The following is a 21,761-nucleotide window of genomic DNA, read 5'->3' as shown; positions in this document are numbered from 1 at the left end:
TACGATGAAAGTTGTAATTTTAGCAGGAGGATTTGGAACACGAATTTCTGAAGAAAGCCATCTAAAGCCAAAGCCGATGATCGAAATCGGCGAACGCCCTATTCTCTGGCATATCATGAAGTGCTACTCGACTTATGGCTATAATGATTTTATTATTTGTCTTGGTTATAAAGCTTATATAATTAAGGAATTTTTTGCGGACTATTTTTTACATACGTCAGATGTTACTTTTGATTTAGCCCAAAATAGTATGACGGTTCATAACAACAGTGCGGAACCATGGCGGGTAACTTTAGTTGATACTGGTCTTCATACGATGACGGGTGGGCGTGTAAAACGTATTCAAAAATATATAGGTAATGAAACATTTATGTTGACATACGGGGATGGAGTGTCTAATGTTAACATAGCCGGGTTGGAAGATTTTCATAGATCTCATGGCAAGATGGCTACACTAACAACTGTCAATGTAGGACAACGATTTGGAGTTCTTGAGATTAGTAATGATAATACAATCCGAGCTTTTAGAGAAAAATCCGATGATGACGGCACTATGATCAACGCAGGCTTTATGGTGCTTAACCCTGATATTTTTGACTATATTGAAGATGATAGTACAGTGTTTGAAAAATATCCTCTAGAAGCTGTTGCCAAGCAAGGCCAGCTTATGGCCTATAAACATGAGGGTTTCTGGCAGTGCATGGACACACAAAGGGATAAACACAAATTGGAGGAGCTGTGGGCAAGCGGTAAAGCTCCTTGGAGGAATTGGTAGTGGACCTGGACTTTTATAAAGGTAAAAGAATTTTAATCACCGGACATACGGGTTTCAAAGGTTCGTGGCTAAGCAAGATGCTGATCAATATGGGCGCAGTAGTCACCGGATATTCTCTAGAGCCGCCTACAAACCCAAATTTATTTTCCATTTGCGGTTTAAGCAATAGTATGACATCTTTAATTGGTGATATTCGAGATATCAATAAACTAAAAGCAGCGTTTAAAGAAGCTAGTCCGGAAATTGTAATACATCTCGCTGCCCAGCCGATTGTAAGGGATAGCTACAAAGAACCGGTTTACACATACGAGACTAATGTTATGGGAACAGTTAATATCTTGGAATGTGTTAGGCTGAATAAAAGTGTTAAGTCGTTTCTGAATGTTACAACCGACAAAGTGTACGAAAACCGAGAGTGGGAGTGGGGATATAGGGAAAATGATCCGTTAGATGGATTTGATCCTTACTCAAACAGCAAATCTTGCTCAGAACTTGTAACGCATAGTTATAAAAATTCGTTCTTTAACGATAGTACAGTGGCTATTTCGACTGCCCGCGCCGGCAATGTAATAGGTGGAGGGGATTTTGCGAATGATCGTATTATTCCTGACTGCGTTCGAGCAGCTGAAAAGAAAGATACGATTATTGTGCGTAATCCTCACTCAATAAGGCCATACCAACATGTATTGGAACCGTTATATGCTTATTTGACTATCGTTCAAAGACAATATGAAGATGCTAAATTTGCAGGTTATTATAATGTAGGACCTGATGATAGCGATTGCGTATCAACGGGAAGGCTTGTGGATTTATTTTGTCAAAAATGGGGAGCAGGTTTGTCATGGCAGAACATATCCATAACAGGTCCTCATGAAGCGAATTTTCTGAAACTAGATTGCTCGAAATTAAAAGCTGTATTTGGCTGGAACCCGAGATGGAACGTGGAAACAGCCATTGAAAAAACAGTCGAATGGTCAAAAGTATTTTTTGATAAAGGTAATGTTTCCTTAGTAATGGATAAGCAAATAAATGAGTTTTACACACGATAGGTTATTGAATTATTGAGGAAGTCGCTGACCATGAGAATCTTTTCCAAACTGTGCATCTTTGACAAGGAGCAATTTTTTAAACTTATAAAGCAATTTGTGAAATTTGGTATCGTAGGCATTTCTAATACTTTAATTAGTTTCTTAACATATTATCCTTTAACACTCTTAGGTCTATATTATTTATTGGCACATGTTTTAGGATTTATTACAAGTGTACTTAATGCTTATTATTGGAATAATAAATATGTATTTCGAAAAAACGAAACCAGCACGATAAAATCGCTTGTTAAAGTATTTGTCTCTTATGGTTTCACATTTATCATAAGCACGGTCGTGCTTTTTATATTGGTTGATTATTTAGGTATTTCTAGTATGATTGCACCAATAATCAATCTCCTGATTACTGTGCCTCTCAATTTCATATTAAATAAATTTTGGGCATTCAAATAAATGGCTTACTACAGATAAGGGAGTACGGTTATGAACAGTTTGCAGTTGGCGTGGAAAATAAGAAGACATGGAATAGAAATGACCCATTTGTCAAAAGGCTCCCATATTGGTGCTGTCCTTTCTGTTGCTGATATTGTTGCTGTCCTTTACAATGATATTATGACTATTTTCCCTGATGACCCCCAAAATGACCAGCGTGATAGATTTATTCTTAGTAAAGGGCATGCTGGGGCCGCTGTTTATGCTGCGTTAGCTGAAAAAGGCTTCTTTGATGTTAAAGAGTTGGAGACCCATTATTCTGATGGAAGTAGACTTTCTGGACATGTTTCTCATAAGAATGTTCCGGGCGTGGAGTTTTCGACTGGTTCCCTTGGACACGGCATTTGTGTAGGGGCTGGAATGGCTTTGACGGCTAAGCGTGACAACAAAACTCATAAGGTTTTTGTTGTTGTTGGTGACGGTGAATGCGATGAAGGCTCAGTATGGGAAGCGGCTCTTTTTGCTAATCATTATAGATTATCAAACTTTACTGTAGTTGTTGACCATAATAAAATACAGAGTTTGGATTTTTGTGAAAACACATTAGAGCTTATCGATTTGGGTGCTAAATGGAAAGCATTTGGATGGAACGTTATTGAAGTAGACGGTCATGATCATGAACAGTTAAGGGATGTATTAAGCAATCAACATCATGAAAAACCAACATGTATAATTGCTCATACAATAAAAGGCAAGGGCATTTCATTTATGGAAAACGAAGTATTATGGCATTACAGAGATCCACAGGGTGAGGCTTATGTAAATGCAATTAAGGAGTTGGAGGCTATAAGACTATGAGAAATAGATTTGTAGATACAGTCTTAAATCTAGCCGAAGAAAATCCTGATATATTCCTTATTTCAGGAGATTTGGGTTTTGGTGTGCTGAATAAGTTTTGGGATACATTTCCTGAAAGGTTTATTAATGCAGGTGTATCTGAACAAAATATGACGTCTGTTGCAGCAGGGATGGCATTGTCTGGGAAACACGTGTTTACTTATTCTATTGCCAACTTTCCAACAGCCAGATGTCTTGAACAAATTAGAAATGATGTAGCGTATCATAGGGCGAATGTGAAAATAGTGGCAGTCGGGGCAGGATTCTCCTATGGAGCTTTGGGAATGAGCCATCATGCCACAGAGGATATTGCGTTTATGAGGGCGTTACCAGAAATGACTGTATTTACTCCTTGTGATCCGTTGGAGACAGAGGCAGTAACAAGGCTTGCTGTAGAAACGGACGGGCCTTGTTACATCCGTTTGGGAAAAGGCGGCGAAAAGGAATTGCACAAAGGAGGTGTAAAAGTTAGTGTAGGAAAAGCTAATGTGCTGAAAAACGGTCATGATACTGCTATTTTCGTAGCAGGCGCAATTGCAAACGAGGCACTCGATGCTGCTAACAAGCTGGAACTCCAAGGTGTGAGCTGTGCGGTGTATTCTTTTCCTACAGTAAAACCTATTGATTCAAACACAATTCTTGAAGTTGCCGACCAAGTAGACTATATCTTTACTTTGGAAGAACACAATATTGTTGGGGGCTTCGGAAGTGCTGTTTCTGAAGTAATAGCCGAGACGCGCACCAAGGCTGTTGTTATCAGGTTAGGATTAAACGATGTGTACACAAGCATTGTCGGTTCCCAAAATTATTTGAGGAAGTATTATGAACTTGATGGAGATAGCATTGTTTTAAGAATTACTGAGAAAATTCGATGCTAATTTGCAAAACGATGAATGAACTTAAATAGAAAAGTTATTAATTTTAGGAGGAAATAATTGTATGAGCAATTTTAATTTCGTAATGGTTTCTGCAGGTTTTGAGCATGGTGGGAATGTAACTCACAGACACCTGGATGGACATCCTGAGTTATTGGTTTATCCGTTTGAATCACAATTAGGAAATAGGAACTTTAATGATTTTCTGACTTCCGTAGAAAGAGTTCAGTATCGGTATCCTGAATTTCCTGAAGGGTTAACGGCAGAGGAATTATACGAACAAATTATTGATGAAGAAATGAAAACCTTTTTAAGAAAGAGAAATGGCTCTAAATTCAGAGAAGCCGATTTGGTTTTAGATGAAAAAAATAGACTTGAGAGCTTTAAAAAATACCTGGGCGATGCTCCTTTTACTCGCAAAAAAGTCGTAGAAGCTTTTTTTCGGTCTACTTTTGTAGCATGGGAAAATTACTACGTTCAACCTAAGGAGAATATGACATATGTAGGGTATTCGCCTGCTATTGGTGTAGATGCAGATAGAATGGTCCGTGATTTCCCGAATATTAAAATCATGCATATAGTTCGCAACCCATTTTCCGCCTATCGCGATACGAAACGCCGGCCTTTTCCGTTGCCGCTTAACCGTTATTTGATTACTTGGAATATTTATCATTCTACAGTGGAAATGTATGCTAAGATGTATCCTAATAACGTAAAAATATTCAGATACGAAGACTTGGTGGCAGATAAAAAGAAATTTATGCAAGCTGTTTCTGAGTTCATTGGTGTTGAATTTAATGAAACGATGCTGTATCCTAGCTGGAACGGTAAAGAAATTAAAGATATGATCGCACCGTGGGGCACTGTTTTGAAAAGCACTGAAAGTTATAACGAAGAAATTATCGATGAATTGACAGAAGAAGAAAAGAACAAAATTGTGGCTGGGACTGTCGCCCTGGCACGTCACTTTGGTTATGATAAAGTTTTCTATTTGAAAAAATATTATGCTGAGTAAATTATATCATTGCGATATACCTGAATTGCAAAATCAGGAAAAACCAAGTGTTATTTTAAAGGCTTTAACAGATGATTTAAAGCAATCCTTCCACAATGTTAAATTGTACGATTGTAGGCCGGGAGGAACACTTGGTGTTTTTTTTTACGCTGAAATCGACGGTAAAGAAAGATTTGTTAAATCTCATTTGCCGGGCAAAATGTATCAGGATAATTTAAGGAAAGAGATTGAGATTTTTAAAGTTTTATATAGTGATTGCTTACACATTGAACGCAGGGACCTGACGATTCATGGAAACAATTATACTTTCCTTGTTATGGATAGGCTTGAAAGTTTAAAACAAAATCCAAGTGTTTCAGAAATTAAATCGCTAATCGACGAATATAGTGACAAGTTAAAAATATTATCCGAAAGCGCACATAAATTTGATGGTATATATACATTTTCTCGAATTTATGATGCGAGTTTAAATGCTTTGGAATTGCTTATGCGGGGCCAGTTAATTAGTCCTGAAATTGCAAATGAATGTGAAACATACGTAAAAAGCTTGGATATAGTATCCGAAAGGCACCAAGAAGTAATCTGCCATGGTGATCTGAGCAATAAAAATATCATGTTACTAGGAAGCAAGCTAATTGTTCTAGATTGGGAAGATTGCTTTATCGGGATCAAAGATTATGATTTTTGCTACTGGTTGACATTCTTTGATCAAAGGAAATATTATAATCATGATTTATTCAGTCCAGAATGTTCTGATTCTAGCAAAATGGTCGCTCTTATGATTGTAATAACTGTTTTAAAATGTTACCTGTCCTATAGAAATGGTTCTTATAAAGCCAATTCTGTTACCTTTGATAAAAGATTGGAAGAAATCCTAGCTCTAGCGAGCTAGGATGACGCAAGGGGGGTCATGGGTTGGAAAAAGTTATTATTACAGGGGCAACAAGTATGTTAGGACTTGCACTCTTGAATGAGTGCATAAAAAATAATACTCAAGTGGTTGCGCTTATTAGAAAAAATTCTGCTAAGAAAGAAGTCATTCCTAATTCTCCTTTGGTTTCGGTGGTACAATGTGACCTTTCGGATTTAAGTACTCTTTCGTTACCAATAAAAGACGACTATGATGCTTTTTATCATTTTGCTTGGGAATGTACCGAGAATAAGAGTAGAAATTATGTAGAAGCGCAAGACAAGAACATTGTGTATACGTTGGATGCAGTCAAATTTGCACACAATTATGGTTGCAAAAAATTTATTGGTGCAGGTTCACAAGCAGAGTATGGCAGAGTTGATGGAAGAATATCGCCTGACATGCGAGTATCGCCTGATAGTGCTTATGGTGTAGCGAAATATGCCGCGGGAAAGATGTCCGCAATATTAAGTCAGCAATTAGGTATCCAATTTATTTGGACTCGCATATTCAGCACGTATGGAATTAATGATATGTCCTCCACCATGATTATGTACTGTATAGATAGTTTATTAAAAAAACAGAAACCGATTCTAACCAGATGCGAACAAATATGGGATTATTTGAATTACAAAGATGCAGGCAGAGCATTTTATCTTTTGGGCAAAAATGGTAAGGATCAAATGATTTATAACATTGGCAGCGGAAACGCCAGAGCTTTATCCGAGTACGTGTATGAAATCAGAGATGCAATTAATAAAACCCTTGAATTAGGGATCGGTGAGAGAGAATACGCATCGGAGCAAGTGATGCACTTGTGTGCCGATATTTCAAATTTAATTAATGACACCGGGTTTACGCCGACCACTTCATTTAAAGAAGGAATTCGTGAAACCATCGATTGGTATAAGGAGATCGTTGCCAAATGATGATTTCTATTTTAATACCGACATTTAATGAAGAGGGAAACGTTACCCCGCTGAGTAAAGATATTATAACTGTATTCGAAGAACAGCTGCCATCTTACGACTATGAAATTATATTTATCGATAATTGTTCTACAGATAACACCCGTGAGATAATTAAGAAATTGTGTGATGGAAATTCGAAAATTAAAGCTATTTTTAATGCTAAAAATTTCGGCCAATTTAATTCTCCATATTATGGTCTCTGTCAAACTACCGGAGATTGTACAATCTTAATGTGTGCAGATTTTCAAGATCCAGTTGATATGATTCCAAAATTTGTACACGAATGGGAGAATGGTTATAAGATTGTTTGCGGCATTAAAACGACTAGTAAAGAAAATTCGATTATGTACTTTTTACGATCTTGTTATTACAAGATGATTAAAAAGTTATCTCATGTAGAACAGATTGAACATTTTACTGGTTTTGGTCTCTACGATAAAAGCTTTATTGAGGTTCTTAAAAATTTAAACGATCCAATTCCATTTTTGCGCGGTATCGTGGCAGAACTTGGTGCTAGTCGCAAAGACATATCCTACGAACAAGCGCAACGAAGGTCAGGAAAAACTAGTAATAACTGGTACCGCCTGTATGATGCGGCTATGCTTAGTTTCACTTCATACACAAAAATCGGATTAAGATTAGCGACAATGACCGGGTTTACTTTTTCGGGCATAAGTTTGATAGTAGCATTAGTTTATTTAATCTTTAAACTGATTTTTTGGAATAATTTCCCTATGGGGATGGCGCCAGTATTATTAGGTGTTTTCGTAATAGGATCAGTCCAATTATTTTTTATAGGATTGATAGGCGAATATATATTGAATATAAATGCTAGAATTATGAATCGTCCGTTGGTAGTTGAAGAAAAGCGCCTTAATTTTGACATTAATTGGCTTGCTAAGAACGAATCAATGAGCAGAGCGACCGATATGAATGAAAATAAAAAAGAGGCTTTACACCAACAATAGTGTTTGAAGCAGGATATGAGCTGGAAGTAGACCGACGCCCATATCTGTAAACAGCAAGCTGAACCGGTATTTCATTGGTATCAGCTTGTTTTTAATTTCATGACAAACATGGGAGCCATTTGTATGTTAAAAACCACGAATACAATCATTGTACGGCATTATTGGAAGTAATAATAACTTGTTTGTCGACAGTATTAGGAGGACTTTTATAGCAAGACGGGTTGACCCGAATTCTTTATGTATAAATATTGTAAATATTCCCAAAAAAAGCCTTAATTAATGAATTTGAAAAACTGGGAACTGTTACTGATGAATCAGTTAAACATATATGGAATAAAATTGTTTCGCTAGAAAAGGTATTAGATGATATTGTTTACGAAAGTACAGAACGCTACAGCAACAACTTAGAGAAAAATCGAGAAATAATAAACCTAATTAATTCTGATAACCCTGATGCAATAGTAAGAGGCTTGCTTTCCCTCGCATTAAATGCGGATGATGGAGATTTTGTACAAGACCTGATGGTTCGATATAGTCAGCATAAAAACGATAAGATAAGAGGAATAGCAATTCTTTGTTTTGGTCATATTGCTAGGATACATGGAACGGTTAATAGAGAACTGATTATTCCGCTTATCAATGATGCATTGAAAGATGAGAGTAAGTTTGTTAGAGGGCATGCTCATTCAGCTTTAGATGATATAAAAATGTTTTGCAAGTAATCACGCTTCAGAGACTTTCTCCGAGGCATTTTTTATGAAGGTGGATTATAAGGTATAGAAAAAACAGAGTCTGTGGACTCATGCCGCTGGCAAGGCTCTATATGAATAAACAGGTTTTTCTTGTTCTAGTCTCCATTCTTCATATGATAAACTACTCTTATGACGTTCATTTCTGGAGGAAATATGAAGAATCTGGAAAGAAAGCTTGAGCTTGCCTTGAAAGAAATAGAACGATTGAATCAAGAGAATTATCAATTGAAACAAAAGCTTGCTGACATTTCAAAAAGCACTTCTGAAATAGCTGATTTACGCCGTCCTCCTGTTAATAAGGATGCTTTTGTCATTAACGAGCCTATCGGCAAGATGGAATATGAAAAGGGTACCGTGCATAATTACTCTACTCCGAGTGAAAAGATTGCACTGTTTCGCAGTCTATTTCGCGGGCGTGAAGATGTATATCCAAATAGATGGGAAAGTAAGTTGGGGAAGTCTGGATACTCACCGGCGTGTAAGAATGAATGGTCAATAGTATGTAAGAAGCCTCAGATCAAATGCTCAGACTGTGCTCATAGAGAGTTTCTTCCTGTAGCTGATGAGGTCGTATCCAACCATCTCGATGCAAAGATTAACCGTACAATCGGAGTTTATCCGATGCTTCCTGATGAAACTTGTTGGTTCGTAGCGATTGATTTTGATAAACAAAACTGGCAGCAGGATGCAGCCGCTGTTATGGGTACATGCAAAGAACTCCAGGTACCTGCTGCATTGGAACGCTCCCGTTCAGGAAACGGGGGGCATATATGGATATTTTTTGATCGGCCTGTTGAAGCAAGTTTGGCTCGGAATTTTGGATGTGCCCTTTTAACCAAGACGATGGAAAACAGATACGAGCTTGGTCTGGATTCCTACGACCGTTTGTTTCCCAATCAAGATACGCTACCAAAGGGCGGTTTTGGCAACTTGATCGCTCTGCCTCTGCAAGGCGGCCCTCGGAAAGAAGGGAACAGTGTTTTCATAGACGAGAATTTTATTCCGTATGAGGATCAGTGGAGTTTTTTATCTAGTTTACGGAAAATGACCTTATCTCAGATTGAGGACAAAGTTCATGAGATTACAAGAAGTTCCAAAATTCTTAACGTCAGTATTTGGAACGAGGAAATGGACGAGGATAGGCCCTGGGAGAAACAGCAAATTGATTTCGATGAAGCACGAATTGATGCTTCGATGCCATCGAAAGTTCATATCATTTTGTCTAATATGATTTATATTGAGAAGACTGGTTTACCGGCACGGATGATTAACCAAATTAGAAAGCTTGTGTCTTTTCAAAATCCGGATTTCTATAAAACTCAAGCGATGCGGTTGCCTACGTATGGAAAACCTCGTGTTATTGGTTGTGCGGAGGATTTCCCTAAGCATATTGCCCTTCCTAGAGGGTGCCTGCAACTAATTTCAAGTTTGTTTGAAAAGTATGGCGTTGAATTATCAATAACCGATGAGAGAAACAAGGGAATAGAAGTTGACGTAATCTTTAACGGTCAGCTCTCTATTCTACAAGACGCCGCGGCGAGAGCGATCCTGGCTCATGATACGGGAATACTATCTGCGACAACTGCATTCGGAAAAACAGTGACAGCAGCTTCCATGATCGCCTCCAGAAAGGTGAATACGCTAGTATTGGTGCATCGCCGAGAATTGATGGATCAATGGAAGGAAAGATTAAGTACGTTTCTAAACATGGATATGAAGAATATCGGTGTAATTGGGGGCGGCAAGGAGAAACGAACGGGTATTATCGATATCGCCGTCATTCAAAGCCTGAATAATAAAGGGAAAATAAAGGATTACTTAACTGAGTACGGACAAATCATTGTCGACGAATGCCATCACGTTTCAGCGTTTAGTTTTGAGCAAGTGCTGAAGCAGGCAAATGCCAAATATGTCGTTGGTCTAACGGCTACTCCTATACGACAAGATGGCCAACAACCTATTGTGCTTATGCAGTGCGGTCCTATTCGAGTTAGAGTAGATGCGAAGTCTCAAGCTTATGCAAGAGGCTTTGAACATAAAGTATTGCCACGGTATACGTCTTTTCAACTAGCAACTTCTCACAAGGCGAGTCATTCCATACAAGATATTTATCAGTTGTTAGTAGAAGATGAGAAAAGGAATGAATTCATTTTTGATGATCTTTTAAAATGCTTAGATCAAGGAAGGTCCCCGATCCTGCTGGCAGAGCGAACTTCCCACGTCGAGTATTTTGAAAAGAAACTTGAAAAATTCGCGAAAAACGTGATCGTGCTGCGCGGCGGAATGGGTAAAAAGCAGCGGGAGGAACTTCGGCAGCGGATAGCAAGTATACCTGATACGGAAGAACGGGTCTTTATAGCTACCGGCAAATTGATAGGAGAAGGATTCGACGACGCCAGACTGGATACGTTGTTTCTGGTTCATCCGATTTCATGGAAGGGGAGCTTGCAGCAGTATGCCGGAAGGCTGCACCGCTCCCATGCAAATAAGCAAGAGGTACAAATCTATGATTATGTCGATATCCAGGTACCGCTTCTCATGAGTATGTATAGGAAAAGGGTAAAAGGTTATCGTGCGATGGGATACAGCGGAATGGAGTTGTAAGTTTATGTAATTTGATTGAATCCTAAATAAGAATGCTGATTTTGCTCAAGTCATTTCACCCACTTAAGTTGGGGAGGTGACTTTTCCATATATTCCCCCTTGCCGCGGCTTTAATTGCATAATCAGCCGTACTCCTTTATAATTGCTCAGGGTTCATGTTTATTTTATGAGTTGGGAGAGAAGCAGGTTGAAAAAAATTTACCGTTATACGGTTCTTATGCTGTTGATGCTGCTGACAAGTTTTCCCGTTCTGACCGCTTATGGGGCAGGCAGCCAGTCAGAGAGAACTCTTGTGCTGGGTACCAGCGCCGAGTATGCGCCGTATGAATTTCATAAAACGATCAATGGGAAAGATCAGATTGTAGGTTTTGACATTGACATTGCGGGCGAGATCGCCAAGGATATGGGAGCGAAGCTTGTTATTGAGGATATGAGTTTTGATGCCCTGCTGCCCGCTTTGCAGAGCGGCCGGGTTGATTTGGTCATATCGGGCATGACGCCGACGGATGAACGCAGGCAAAGCATCGATTTTTCGGATAATTATTACCAATCCAAGCAGGTCTTGATGGTTCGTACCGAAGACAAGGAACGTTATAAAACCATGGACAGCCTCAACGGGGAAAAAATTGGCGCGCAAAAAGGTTCCATTCAGGAGGAGATCGCGCAGTCCATTCCCGGGGCTGTGATTACATCCCTGGACCGCATACCGGATCTTGTTCTGCAATTGCAGACGAAACGGGTTAATGCCGTCATCCTGGAAGATACCGTCGCGCTCGGCTACCTGCAGGACAAAGGGTTTACACTTGCGGAAGCTGTTCCGGACCAGGCACCTGTTCAGGCGGCCATTGGCATCCGCAAAGGCAACGCAGAGCTGCTGGCCAAAGCCAACTCGACAATCACCCGTCTGAAGAGCGAGAACCGCATAGCCGAGATGGTTAAACAAGCGAGCCAGCTATCTGTTGAAAGACAGCCGTCTACCGGCAATATATTCACAACATTCTGGGAATACCGCAGCTATTATGCGCTTGGTCTTGGCTATACCCTGCTGCTGTCGGCGCTTGGCGTCCTATTCGGCTTTGTGATCGGCCTGATCATCTGTCTGCTGCGGATGTCGGGTACCCGGGTGATCCGTTGGCTGGGCACCACGTATGTCGAGGTGTTGCGCGGAACGCCGATGCTGGTGCAGCTCATGATCGTCCACTATGGGCTGGCGCTCACTCTGAACATCAACTTTACCCCGCTGCAGTCGGGGATTATTACGCTGTCCCTGAACAGTTCGGCCTATTTGGCGGAGATTTTCCGCGCGGGCATTCAAGGCGTGAACCGCGGGCAGATGGAAGCAGCCCGTTCGCTTGGGATGAGCAGGGCGCTGGCGATGCGCCATATTATTTTGCCGCAGGCGTTCAAGTCCGTCCTTCCCGCAATCGGGAACGAGTTTATTACGATTATCAAGGAATCCTCCATCATCTCTGTGATCGGGATGGCAGATATTATGTACCAGGCGGGGATCGTGAAAAACATTACGTACAAGGGACTTAGTCCGTTCATTATTGCAGCCGCGATTTATTTTGTATTGACTTTCTTGCTGTCCAAACTGCTTGGTGCATGGGAAAGGAGGATGGGAGCAAGTGATCACCGTTAAAGGGTTGCGCAAATCGTATGGGAGCACAGAAATTCTCAAAGGAATCGATATCAGCATTGCGGGCGGCGAGGTCGTTGTTGTCATCGGGCCTAGCGGCTCGGGCAAAAGCACATTTCTGCGTTGTATGAACCTGCTTGAGCAGCCCAGCGGCGGCGAAATTATGTTTGAGAACGCGTCCATCACAAGCCGCGGGCACAACATTAACGCCACCCGGGAGAAAATGGGCATGGTGTTCCAGCATTTCAACCTTTTTCCGCATAAAACCGTTCTGCAAAATCTAACCCTTGCACCTATCAAGGTGAAAGGCCTGCCAGCCGCTGAAGCGGAAAAGACTGCGATGGAGTTGCTGCATACTGTCGGACTGGCAGACAAAAGGGATGTTTACCCGTCCCAGCTCTCCGGCGGACAGCAGCAGCGGATTGCCATCGCGCGCGCATTGGCGATGCAGCCGCATGTGATGCTGTTTGACGAGCCGACTTCAGCGCTTGATCCGGAAATGGTCGGCGAGGTGCTGGATGTCATGAAGAAGCTGGCTGAAGGCGGCATGACCATGATTATCGTAACCCATGAGATGGGGTTTGCCCGCGAAGTGGGCGATAGGATTGTGTTTATGGACAAAGGCGTGATCGTGGAGGAAGGAACGCCTGAGCAGGTGTTCGGAAGCCCGTCTAACGCTCGTACGAAGGATTTTTTGGCGAAAGTTCTATAGAGTGAGTGCAAGAGATAGTCGGGGAACGAAATGAGGACGTGCGTTGTGCATGGTCCTCATTTGCATTTATTGAGGTTCACGGCAGTGTATAATAGTGGAAAAAATTACTGTCGAAAAAAGGGATTTTCAGTTAGAATGTGGAATAAGTCGTGAGAACTATCGGGCTGGTTTTCAACAACTTTATGGGGGCGCTGTCGAATGAAGATTACAACAAAGGGGGAATTATCTATGAAGTACAGATTATGTATCTTAATGGCACTGCTCATTCTTTTTACTTCATCCTCGATCGCTTCTGCTCATTCAGGACGAACGGATTCAAATGGCGGCCATAATTGCTCTGCCAAGTCACAAGCCAAAGGATTATGTACGGGTTATCACTATCATAACGGAGGCAGCTCCAGTTCCGGCAGTTCAGACAGTTCCTCTTCATCGCCCTCAACCAAAACTCCGGCAAGCGAACCCAAGAAAGCAGAGCCTGATCATAGACTAAAGGCGTCTTTGCCAAATTATAAAGTTAAGATCAATGACAAAGAAATCGATAATACATATGCCAAGTATCCCGTCTTATCTTTTAAAGACATTACTTATTTTCCGATGACCTGGACATACACCCAAGCGCTTGCTCTAGACATTAGCTGGAGTGCGGATACCGGTTTTTCGATCAGAAAGACTGATAATAAAGGCGCTGATTTTACTCAAGAAAAAGGGTCATATAACAGTTTGAACGTAGAATACGTGGTCAATCTTCCGTCCGGCAACATATTTGTAAATGATGCATGGCTCGATAATGCCAAAGAAGAGTATCCTGTAATTGTTTATAATGACGTTGTATATTTCCCTATGACATGGAAGTTCGCCGTCGATGAACTTGCGCTAACAGTAAGCTATGATTCAACAACCGGATTCAATATTAAAAAGTAACTATCTGCCGGATCCGTTTCGGTAAAAGTCAAAATCTGCGGGGCACATACGTGCTGCCGCTTTTTTGCATATCACGAATGCGGTGAACGATGAAGACACTCGCTGCTGCGGCTGCATCCAAGTAACAAAAGAATTGTGACGAAGTCCTGAACCGGCGCGTATTGACATTGCGTTATGAAGTTGATGTATAATAACAATTAGATAATAACATTTTGATAATAACAAAATAAGGCAGGTTGTATGATCATGAGCGAACCATCATTCATTCGTGACCGGAATGGCATGACTGAGAAGGAGTACTTAGATTCCTATGATGCAAGTATATACGAAAGTCCTTCTGTTACAGTGGATATGCTTATTTTTACCGTTATGGATCAAATTCAGGATAATTACAGGAAGCTTCCGGAGAAGTCGTTACAGCTTCTGCTTATTAGGAGAGGGGAGCACCCTTTTATTGGTCAATGGGCTTTGCCGGGAGGCTTCGTTTCCATTCATGAGAGCATTGAGGATGCGGCCAGGCGGGAACTGAAGAGCGAAACCAATATCGGGAATGTGTATATGGAACAGTTGTTTACGTGGGGCGACGTTGACCGGGATCCGAGAACGCGGGTTATCAGCTGCTCTTATATGGCGCTTGTAGACCGTACATCCTTGGATGTTCGGGCTGGAGACGATGCGGACGACGCCAAATGGTTCGATGTAACGTATACCGTTTTCCAAGAGAAGATCACCAACCTGGATGAAGGTTATGAAATCGAAAGACTTATCAAGATCGCCCTGCGAAACGAAACCGACAGTTTAACTGCAACGGTAAAAATTACGGAGACAGCGATTCAGCGAACAACAAAAATAATCCGAGAGGTTGTGGACTCGCAGGGCATCGCTTTCGACCACGCCAAAATTATCGAGTACGCGATAGAACGATTGCGCAACAAAATCGAGTACACAGACATCGCCTTTAACCTCATGCCCCCGTTGTTCACGCTATCGGAACTTCAACAGGTATATGAGGTCGTGCTTGGAAAAGAACTTTTAGCCGCTGCATTCCGGAGAAAGATTGCGCCTATGGTCAAGGAGACAAATGAATTCACAAAGGACGCGGGACATCGTCCCTCCAAGTTGTATCGGTTTAACCCAAGCTGGAATCGGCACTGAAGGAAGAGAAGGGGGCGAAGTGAGAATATGACGGTTAATCTTGTTACGGGAGATTTGTTTCAAGCATCGGAACATATCATTGGTCATCAGGTGAATTGCCAGGCAGTAATGGGATCGGGAGTAGCCAAACAGGTTAAACAGCTTTATCCCAAAGCGTTTACGGAATATTTACAGTTTTGTCTGCGAAATAAAGAGAACTTGCTTGGAAGCTGCCAGCTAGTTGCAGTTGGAACGGATAAGTATGTGGCCAACTTGTTTGGACAGCAATATTTTGGCAGGGACGGTAAGAAATATACGAACGATGAAGCTTTAAGAAGCGCTTTGGGGCAATTATATGAGTTTGCCAAAACGAATCAATACTCCGTTGCGCTCCCTTATCGAATCGGTTGTGATCGGGGTGGCGGAGACTGGGCCGTTGTCTCGACTATGATCCATGATATTTTCACAGATGCAGCAGTTACGCTCTATCAATATAAGCCTTAACGTCGCGGAAACAGGGAGGAATTTTGATGAGTATCGATAAAATCAAGGGTGGGCTATACGGCGTTGCGATTGGAGATGCACTAGGCGGTACGACGGAATTTATGACGAAGAAAGAAGTTCAGCAAAAATATGGCTATCTTACTGAAATTATCGGCGGAGGAGTCTGGGATTTAGATCCCGGGGAAGTGACTGACGATACGATGATGACTTTGTGTGTGGCGGAGGGAATCTTAGAAAACCCTCAGGACCCTGGCCAAGCAATCGGTGAAAAATTTCTTGAGTGGTACCGGTCCGATCCCAAAGATATCGGGAACATCATTCGAAGAGTGTTCGCCACCTATCGCGGAAATTGGTTTGAGGCCGCATTCCTGGCTGATTTGGATCTGGGACAGAGCGCCGGCAACGGCTCACTCATGCGCTGTCTCCCTGTAGGATTAAGCTATCCTAATCTCTCGGATATTGAAACAATTTCACGAATGCAGTCAAAAATGACGCACTATGACGAACGCTGCAATCAAGCCTGTGACATATACAATCGCATAGTTTGCAGACTCTTCAACGGTGAGGCCCTCATTGAAGCAATCAAGAGTGAAATCGTCGATACGGAATACCGGGATATCCTTACAAATGAACCCGACTGCGAACCGAGCGGTTTTGTCGTTCATACGTTTCGTTGGGTACTTCACATACTGCTTCATACCGCTTCCTTCCATGAAGTCGTTCAGCATGCGGCCAATTTGGGAGGGGATTCCGATACGATAGACGCAATTGCAGGAGGTCTGGCCGGCGTCCATTATGGATTCGACAATATTCCCCGGCAATATTCGGATGCGATAATTATTAAAAGCAAGCTTGATACATTGTCGGAGCAAATCGCAAGACTGCGCGGGCAGTACTCCGAGAACACGACGGGCAAAACGTCAAGCAGCTAAAGCTGGCTGACGTTTTTTATTTTATAAATCCCCATTAATCTGTTAATTCTTCGAATAATCTCTAATCGAACATTTTCAGGCTCCAGGCATTCGCATTTATCTCCAAAACGAAGCAAATAACCGTATCCGTGGTCATTTTCAATAAATGGAAAGGAAACGATCCATTTATTTTCCCCATAAGACTCGATGTTTTCTTCTCCGCAATAGTCCGTCATAAAATCTCTGAGTGATTCATCGATTAGAAGTTTAATCGTAATCGTATTATTTTCGGAGGAGTTCAACGTCCCGGATTCAAATTCTCTGGGAACAAATCTCTCATCGAGCAGTTTTAGCGACGTAATGCGCGAAAGTTTAAAGGTACGGAAGTCTTGCTTGGAAGTACAATAGCCGTGCAAATACCAAGCCGAATCTTTTAACACCAATCTATAGGGCTCGATCCTCCTTTGAGTTCGTCTGTCATTTTGGTCGGAATAATTAAAAGACAATAACCGTTTCTCATCGAGCGCAACTTTCATTTCCTCAAAGTTTGGCTTTACGTTTCTGCTGCCGAACCACGGCGTATGATCAATGGTAATCTGACTTTCGAAATTCCTGATTTGCTCTTCCGGAACCAACCCTTTTACTTTTGCCATCGTATTGAGGATTTCTTCGCTGGACATAGAAGAATGGATGCTATTAAGTCCGATTAGCAGCGCAGTGATGTCCGTAACCGTAAACAGCTTTTTTTCTATTTTGTATTCTTCCATGATGCCGATACCGCCGTTAGCGCCAGGATAAGTAATGATCGGGATACCTGCCTTGTTTATTGCTTCTATGTCTCTAAAGATGGTTCGAGGCGTGACTTCAAACATTTCCGCAAGCTTGGAAGCACTGACTTTATTACGCTCAAGCAGCAGCATGACAATGGATAGCAATCGATCTATCTTCACTGTAATCACCTTAAATTTTTTAATTAGCGCATAAAAACTATGACATACTGTTGTCATAATTGTATATGATACCTTTAAATATGTCGATGCCCAAAGTCGCCCGTTAAGTCCTCAACTTCTGAGCTGGATGCGGTAACTATTTGATGTGTTCGAGGAGGTCACCTTATGCACAGCTTCATACATGTTAGCGGCGCAAGGGAAAATAATTTAAAAAACATCAGTATTAAAATTCCGCGCGATCAAGTCGTTGTATTCACCGGAGTGAGCGGTTCGGGGAAGTCCAGTCTGGCGTTCGATACGCTTTATGCCGAGGGTCAAAAACGCTACGTGGAATCGCTATCCGCATATGCCCGCCAATTTTTGGGGCAAGTCCAAACACCGGACGTTGATTCTATTGAAGGGCTTTCGCCAGCGATCGCGATTGAACAAAAAACAACCTCGAAAAATCCCCGTTCCACTGTCGGTACGGTGACAGAAATTTACGATTACTTGCGTCTGCTGTGGGCTAGGACAGGCACTCCGTATTGCCCCGATTGCAAGGAAGAAATTAGCCGGCAATCTATCGATGAAATCGTCGATCATATTTACAAGCTGCCGCAAGGAACCAAATTTGCGGTATTGGCGCCGGTAATCCGGGGCGAAAAAGGCGAGCACCTTAAGGTACTTGAGCAGGCCAAGCTGAACGGATATGCGCGTGTTCGAGTGGACGGCACTTTCTATTCCTTGAATGAAGATATTCAACTTCATAAAAACAAAATGCATACGATTGAAATCGTCGTAGACCGGCTCACTGTTCGGGCGGAGGATGCGCAGCGTCTGGTCGATTCCCTGGAATCAGCGTTTTCGTTATCCGGCGATGTCGTAACTATATATCAATACGAGAGTCAAAAAGAAACTTGCTTTTCTCAAAGCTACAGCTGTTCGCGATGCGGTCAATCGCTGCCCGAGTTATCGCCGCGAATGTTTTCGTTCAATAACCAATACGGAGCCTGCCAGACTTGCTACGGACTCGGATTTCATTTCAAAGCGGGCTCGTATGAGCAGTTTTCCAACATGCAGAAGGAGGTTGAGGATGACCTCTCCGCACCGCCGTGCCCCGATTGTGATGGCGACCGCCTGGCCCCTATGCTCCTTGCTGTAAAGGTCGGTGGTATAAACATTGCCGATTTCTGCAAATTATCCGTTAACGACGCGATCGATTTTATAGCAAATCTGAGGCTGCCCGGGGCGAAAGCGGCAATCGCGGATTCAATCCTCGCAGAAATTCGCTCCCGGCTTATGTTTATGAAAAACGTCGGTCTGGAGTATTTAACGCTTTCCAGAGCTTCAGGCACGCTTTCCGGCGGTGAAAATCAGCGCATTCGGCTAGCTACGCAAATTGGCTCGGGCTTGACCGGAGTGCTGTATGTTTTGGACGAACCTTCTATTGGACTTCATCAGCGGGACAATGCGCTCCTCTTGTCCGCGTTAAGGGACTTGTGCGATAAGGGGAACACGCTCATTATTGTTGAACATGACGAAGATACGATCCGGCAAGCGGATTGGATTGTAGATATAGGGCCGAGAGCGGGAAAACATGGCGGACAAGTTGTTGCGCAGGGAACGCTTGACAACCTTATAAACGAACCAAACTCCATAACCGGTCAATATATTTCCGGCAAGAAACAAATTGCAGTGCCCCAAATGCGGCGCACGGGCAGCGGAAAATCCCTGACCATCATCGGCGCGGCGGAAAATAATTTGAAGGGAATCAACGTTTCGATCCCTCTTGGCACACTGACCTGTGTTACCGGCGTTTCGGGCTCCGGAAAGTCCAGCTTAATCAATGAAATATTGTACAAAAAGCTTGCTGCGGAGCTTAACCGGGCCCATACTCGCGCAGGCAAACATAAGCAAATAGAGGGAGTGGTTTCTCTCGACAAAATTATTTATATCGACCAAAGCCCGATCGGGCGCACGCCCCGTTCCAATCCGGCTACCTACACGGGTCTTTTTGACCTGATCCGGTCACTCTACGCGCAGACAAATGAAGCGAAAATTCGCGGATACGATGCGAAAAGATTTTCGTTTAACGTTCCGGGCGGCCGCTGTGAGGCTTGTTCCGGCGATGGTCTTATGAAAATAGAAATGCATTTTCTTCCTGACGTATTTGTCCCCTGCGATGTTTGCAAAGGGAAACGTTATGGCCGTGAAACGCTGGAAATTCACTATAAGGGCAAAAGCATTGCAGATGTGCTAGCGATGACTGCAGACGAAGCTGTTGCGTTTTTTGGAAGTATTCCTAAAATCCGTAGAAGAATAGAGGCGCTTTGCAAGGTAGGGCTAGGTTATGTTCAGCTCGGGCAGGCCTCAACGACGCTTTCAGGCGGCGAAGCGCAGCGGGTGAAGCTTGCAGCGGAACTGCTTAAACCGGCTACGGGCTCGACTCTATACGTGATGGATGAACCGACAACGGGTTTGCACGTTGCAGATGTGCATCAATTGGTTCACATTTTGCATGACTTGGTTGACAGCGGAAATACGGTTGTTATAATTGAGCACAACTTGGATGTGATAAAAAACGCCGATTATATCATTGATCTGGGACCCGAGGGCGGCATAAATGGAGGTCACTTGGTCTGCTCCGGTACTCCGGAGGAAGTGGCGGAATGCGAGATAAGCTATACCGGGTACTATTTGCGAACTGAGCTGAAGGGGAAGCAAACGAATGAATCTGATTGATCACGAAGTTACTCATATTAAATTTGGCGCCGGGCGGGTAGTGAACAAGGATGACGAGCGGGTAATGGTCGTATTTACGGACACAATCGGGCAAAAAACGTTTGTATATCCGGACGTCTTCGAGCAATACCTGCGAATGAACAACCCCGTCATTCAGGACTTTGTTTTCTCGGAATATAAGCGGAAGCAGGAACAGCTCGAAGCGGAAAAACAACATCGGGAAAAGCTGCTCAGAGAAGAGGCGGAGCGAGCGGCTTCCATACTAGCCGAGCGACAAGCCATTGATAAGAAAGCAAAGCCATCCAAGAAAAAAGCCGTAACAAAAAAGAAGTAGCCGTACGAACGGCTGAAATGTTTGTTGGCAGGAGGATTAAATATGTACCAATACAAGAATCAGTCCTATGATGAGGTGCAATTTGACGGGCGAGATTTACGATACGGCGAGTTAGTACACTGTACATTCAAAAAATGTACGTTTATGAATGCCTCAATGGAAGAAGTGGCTACAAGCAACTGCCGTTTCGTCGAATGCATTTTCCGCGGAGCCGCCTTAAACGGCTCTGTACATACGGAGACAGCTTTCGAAAACTGTCATTTTACCGGAGCAAATCTTTTCGTATCTAAATTCACGTCTTGCAAAATGACAGGTTCCGACTTTGCAGGCGCCCAGTTGGATGGGATTACGATTCAAGGAGGGGACTGGTCTTACACCAATTTAAGGCATGTGGCGCTAAGCAAACAAGATTTAAGGGGAGTTCGCTTCTTTGAGACCGATTTTACGGATGCAAATTTGGAAAAGGCCGATTTAAGAAATTGCGATTTGACCAGAGTGTCATTGGCCAAAGCCAAACTGCAAGGAGCGGACCTGAGAGGCGCTAACCTAGAAGGGGTTGATTTAAAGAGCCTTAATTTGAAGGGGGTGCGAATGGATAGTATTCAAGCGGTTATCTTTTTAAAATCCTTTGGAGCCAGAGTAGATTAAAAGCGGTGCGAATGACAAAAGAAGCGGGCCCGCGGGCCCGCT

The 21,761-nt window shown here is 42.6% G+C and carries 21 protein-coding genes; 20 read left to right on the top strand and 1 reads right to left on the bottom strand.

The window, feature by feature from the left end; genetic code table 11:
- The first annotated feature begins 4 nt into the window (after window positions 1-4).
- The 17 genes from rfbF (at window position 5) to AC6RNO_RS29865 (ending at window position 17,087) form a co-directional block, all read left to right on the top strand.
- Window positions 5-775, top strand: a complete 771-nt coding sequence (gene rfbF, locus AC6RNO_RS29945; protein WP_497107736.1) for a glucose-1-phosphate cytidylyltransferase — start codon at window positions 5-7, stop codon at window positions 773-775.
- Entirely contained in the window at window positions 775-1,824 is a 1,050-nt protein-coding gene (gene rfbG, locus AC6RNO_RS29940) for a CDP-glucose 4,6-dehydratase (RefSeq protein WP_497107735.1), read from the top strand. Before rfbF ends, rfbG begins: the two co-directional genes overlap by 1 nt.
- A gap of 30 nt (window positions 1,825-1,854) precedes the next feature.
- Window positions 1,855-2,274 (top strand): GtrA family protein, encoded by a 420-nt coding sequence (locus AC6RNO_RS29935; protein WP_497107734.1) that lies wholly within the window; start codon window positions 1,855-1,857, stop codon window positions 2,272-2,274.
- Window positions 2,275-2,304: 30 nt separating this feature from the next.
- On the top strand, window positions 2,305-3,111 hold the full coding sequence (locus tag AC6RNO_RS29930) for a thiamine pyrophosphate-binding protein (RefSeq protein ID WP_497107733.1): 807 nt from the start codon (window positions 2,305-2,307) through the stop codon (window positions 3,109-3,111).
- Window positions 3,108-4,028 carry a transketolase C-terminal domain-containing protein gene (locus AC6RNO_RS29925; protein ID WP_497107732.1) on the top strand — a complete coding sequence of 307 codons (921 nt, stop codon included), beginning with the start codon at window positions 3,108-3,110 and terminating at the stop codon, window positions 4,026-4,028. Before AC6RNO_RS29930 ends, AC6RNO_RS29925 begins: the two co-directional genes overlap by 4 nt.
- A 61-nt stretch (window positions 4,029-4,089) precedes the next feature.
- Window positions 4,090-5,040, top strand: a complete 951-nt coding sequence (locus AC6RNO_RS29920; protein WP_497107731.1) for a sulfotransferase — start codon at window positions 4,090-4,092, stop codon at window positions 5,038-5,040.
- On the top strand, window positions 5,030-5,932 hold the full coding sequence (locus AC6RNO_RS29915; RefSeq protein WP_497107730.1) for a phosphotransferase: 903 nt from the start codon (window positions 5,030-5,032) through the stop codon (window positions 5,930-5,932). Before AC6RNO_RS29920 ends, AC6RNO_RS29915 begins: the two co-directional genes overlap by 11 nt.
- A 23-nt stretch (window positions 5,933-5,955) precedes the next feature.
- The gene (locus tag AC6RNO_RS29910; protein ID WP_497107729.1) at window positions 5,956-6,879 is read left to right on the top strand and encodes an NAD-dependent epimerase/dehydratase family protein; all 924 of its coding nucleotides are present in this window, start codon (window positions 5,956-5,958) and stop codon (window positions 6,877-6,879) included.
- Window positions 6,876-7,889, top strand: coding sequence for a glycosyltransferase (locus AC6RNO_RS29905; RefSeq protein WP_497107728.1), 1,014 nt, complete (start codon window positions 6,876-6,878; stop codon window positions 7,887-7,889). The genes AC6RNO_RS29910 and AC6RNO_RS29905 overlap by 4 nt, the downstream gene beginning before the upstream one ends.
- 470 nt (window positions 7,890-8,359) lie before the next feature.
- Window positions 8,360-8,611, top strand: coding sequence for a hypothetical protein (locus tag AC6RNO_RS29900; protein ID WP_497107727.1), 252 nt, complete (start codon window positions 8,360-8,362; stop codon window positions 8,609-8,611).
- 183 nt (window positions 8,612-8,794) lie between these two features.
- The gene (locus tag AC6RNO_RS29895) at window positions 8,795-11,245 is read left to right on the top strand and encodes a TOTE conflict system archaeo-eukaryotic primase domain-containing protein (RefSeq protein WP_497107726.1); all 2,451 of its coding nucleotides are present in this window, start codon (window positions 8,795-8,797) and stop codon (window positions 11,243-11,245) included.
- 187 nt (window positions 11,246-11,432) lie between these two features.
- Entirely contained in the window at window positions 11,433-12,887 is a 1,455-nt protein-coding gene (locus tag AC6RNO_RS29890) for an ABC transporter permease subunit (protein WP_497107725.1), read from the top strand.
- Window positions 12,874-13,596 carry an amino acid ABC transporter ATP-binding protein gene (locus AC6RNO_RS29885; protein WP_474684548.1) on the top strand — a complete coding sequence of 241 codons (723 nt, stop codon included), beginning with the start codon at window positions 12,874-12,876 and terminating at the stop codon, window positions 13,594-13,596. The genes AC6RNO_RS29890 and AC6RNO_RS29885 overlap by 14 nt, the downstream gene beginning before the upstream one ends.
- Window positions 13,597-13,824: 228 nt before the next feature.
- Window positions 13,825-14,517, top strand: coding sequence for a YHYH domain-containing protein (locus AC6RNO_RS29880; protein ID WP_497107724.1), 693 nt, complete (start codon window positions 13,825-13,827; stop codon window positions 14,515-14,517).
- Between the two features lie 246 nt (window positions 14,518-14,763).
- Window positions 14,764-15,672 carry an NrtR DNA-binding winged helix domain-containing protein gene (locus AC6RNO_RS29875; protein ID WP_497107723.1) on the top strand — a complete coding sequence of 303 codons (909 nt, stop codon included), beginning with the start codon at window positions 14,764-14,766 and terminating at the stop codon, window positions 15,670-15,672.
- A 27-nt stretch (window positions 15,673-15,699) separates the two neighbouring features.
- A complete protein-coding gene (locus tag AC6RNO_RS29870) occupies window positions 15,700-16,155 on the top strand; it encodes a macro domain-containing protein (protein ID WP_497107722.1) in 456 nt (151 codons plus the stop codon).
- A gap of 26 nt (window positions 16,156-16,181) precedes the next feature.
- Window positions 16,182-17,087, top strand: a complete 906-nt coding sequence (locus AC6RNO_RS29865; RefSeq protein ID WP_497107721.1) for an ADP-ribosylglycohydrolase family protein — start codon at window positions 16,182-16,184, stop codon at window positions 17,085-17,087.
- Here AC6RNO_RS29865 and AC6RNO_RS29860 read toward each other — a convergent pair.
- Window positions 17,084-18,016: a helix-turn-helix transcriptional regulator gene (locus tag AC6RNO_RS29860; protein ID WP_474684543.1), complete on the bottom strand. Its 933-nt coding sequence runs from the start codon at window positions 18,014-18,016 to the stop codon at window positions 17,084-17,086. The genes AC6RNO_RS29865 and AC6RNO_RS29860 overlap by 4 nt on opposite strands.
- A gap of 165 nt (window positions 18,017-18,181) precedes the next feature.
- Between AC6RNO_RS29860 and uvrA the strand changes: the two genes are divergently transcribed.
- From uvrA to AC6RNO_RS29845, 3 genes are read left to right on the top strand one after another with little or no spacing between them, the layout of a single operon-like run.
- Window positions 18,182-20,737, top strand: coding sequence for an excinuclease ABC subunit UvrA (gene uvrA, locus AC6RNO_RS29855; protein WP_497107720.1), 2,556 nt, complete (start codon window positions 18,182-18,184; stop codon window positions 20,735-20,737).
- A complete protein-coding gene (locus AC6RNO_RS29850; RefSeq protein ID WP_474684541.1) occupies window positions 20,724-21,071 on the top strand; it encodes a hypothetical protein in 348 nt (115 codons plus the stop codon). Before uvrA ends, AC6RNO_RS29850 begins: the two co-directional genes overlap by 14 nt.
- 42 nt (window positions 21,072-21,113) lie before the next feature.
- Window positions 21,114-21,719: a pentapeptide repeat-containing protein gene (locus tag AC6RNO_RS29845; RefSeq protein WP_497107719.1), complete on the top strand. Its 606-nt coding sequence runs from the start codon at window positions 21,114-21,116 to the stop codon at window positions 21,717-21,719.
- Window positions 21,720-21,761 lie beyond the last annotated feature (42 nt).

It is taken from the genome of Paenibacillus sp. sgz302190 (assembly GCF_059820445.1).
Note: the sequence above shows the minus strand (reverse complement) of the source record. Positions and strands in the feature narration are given on the sequence as shown.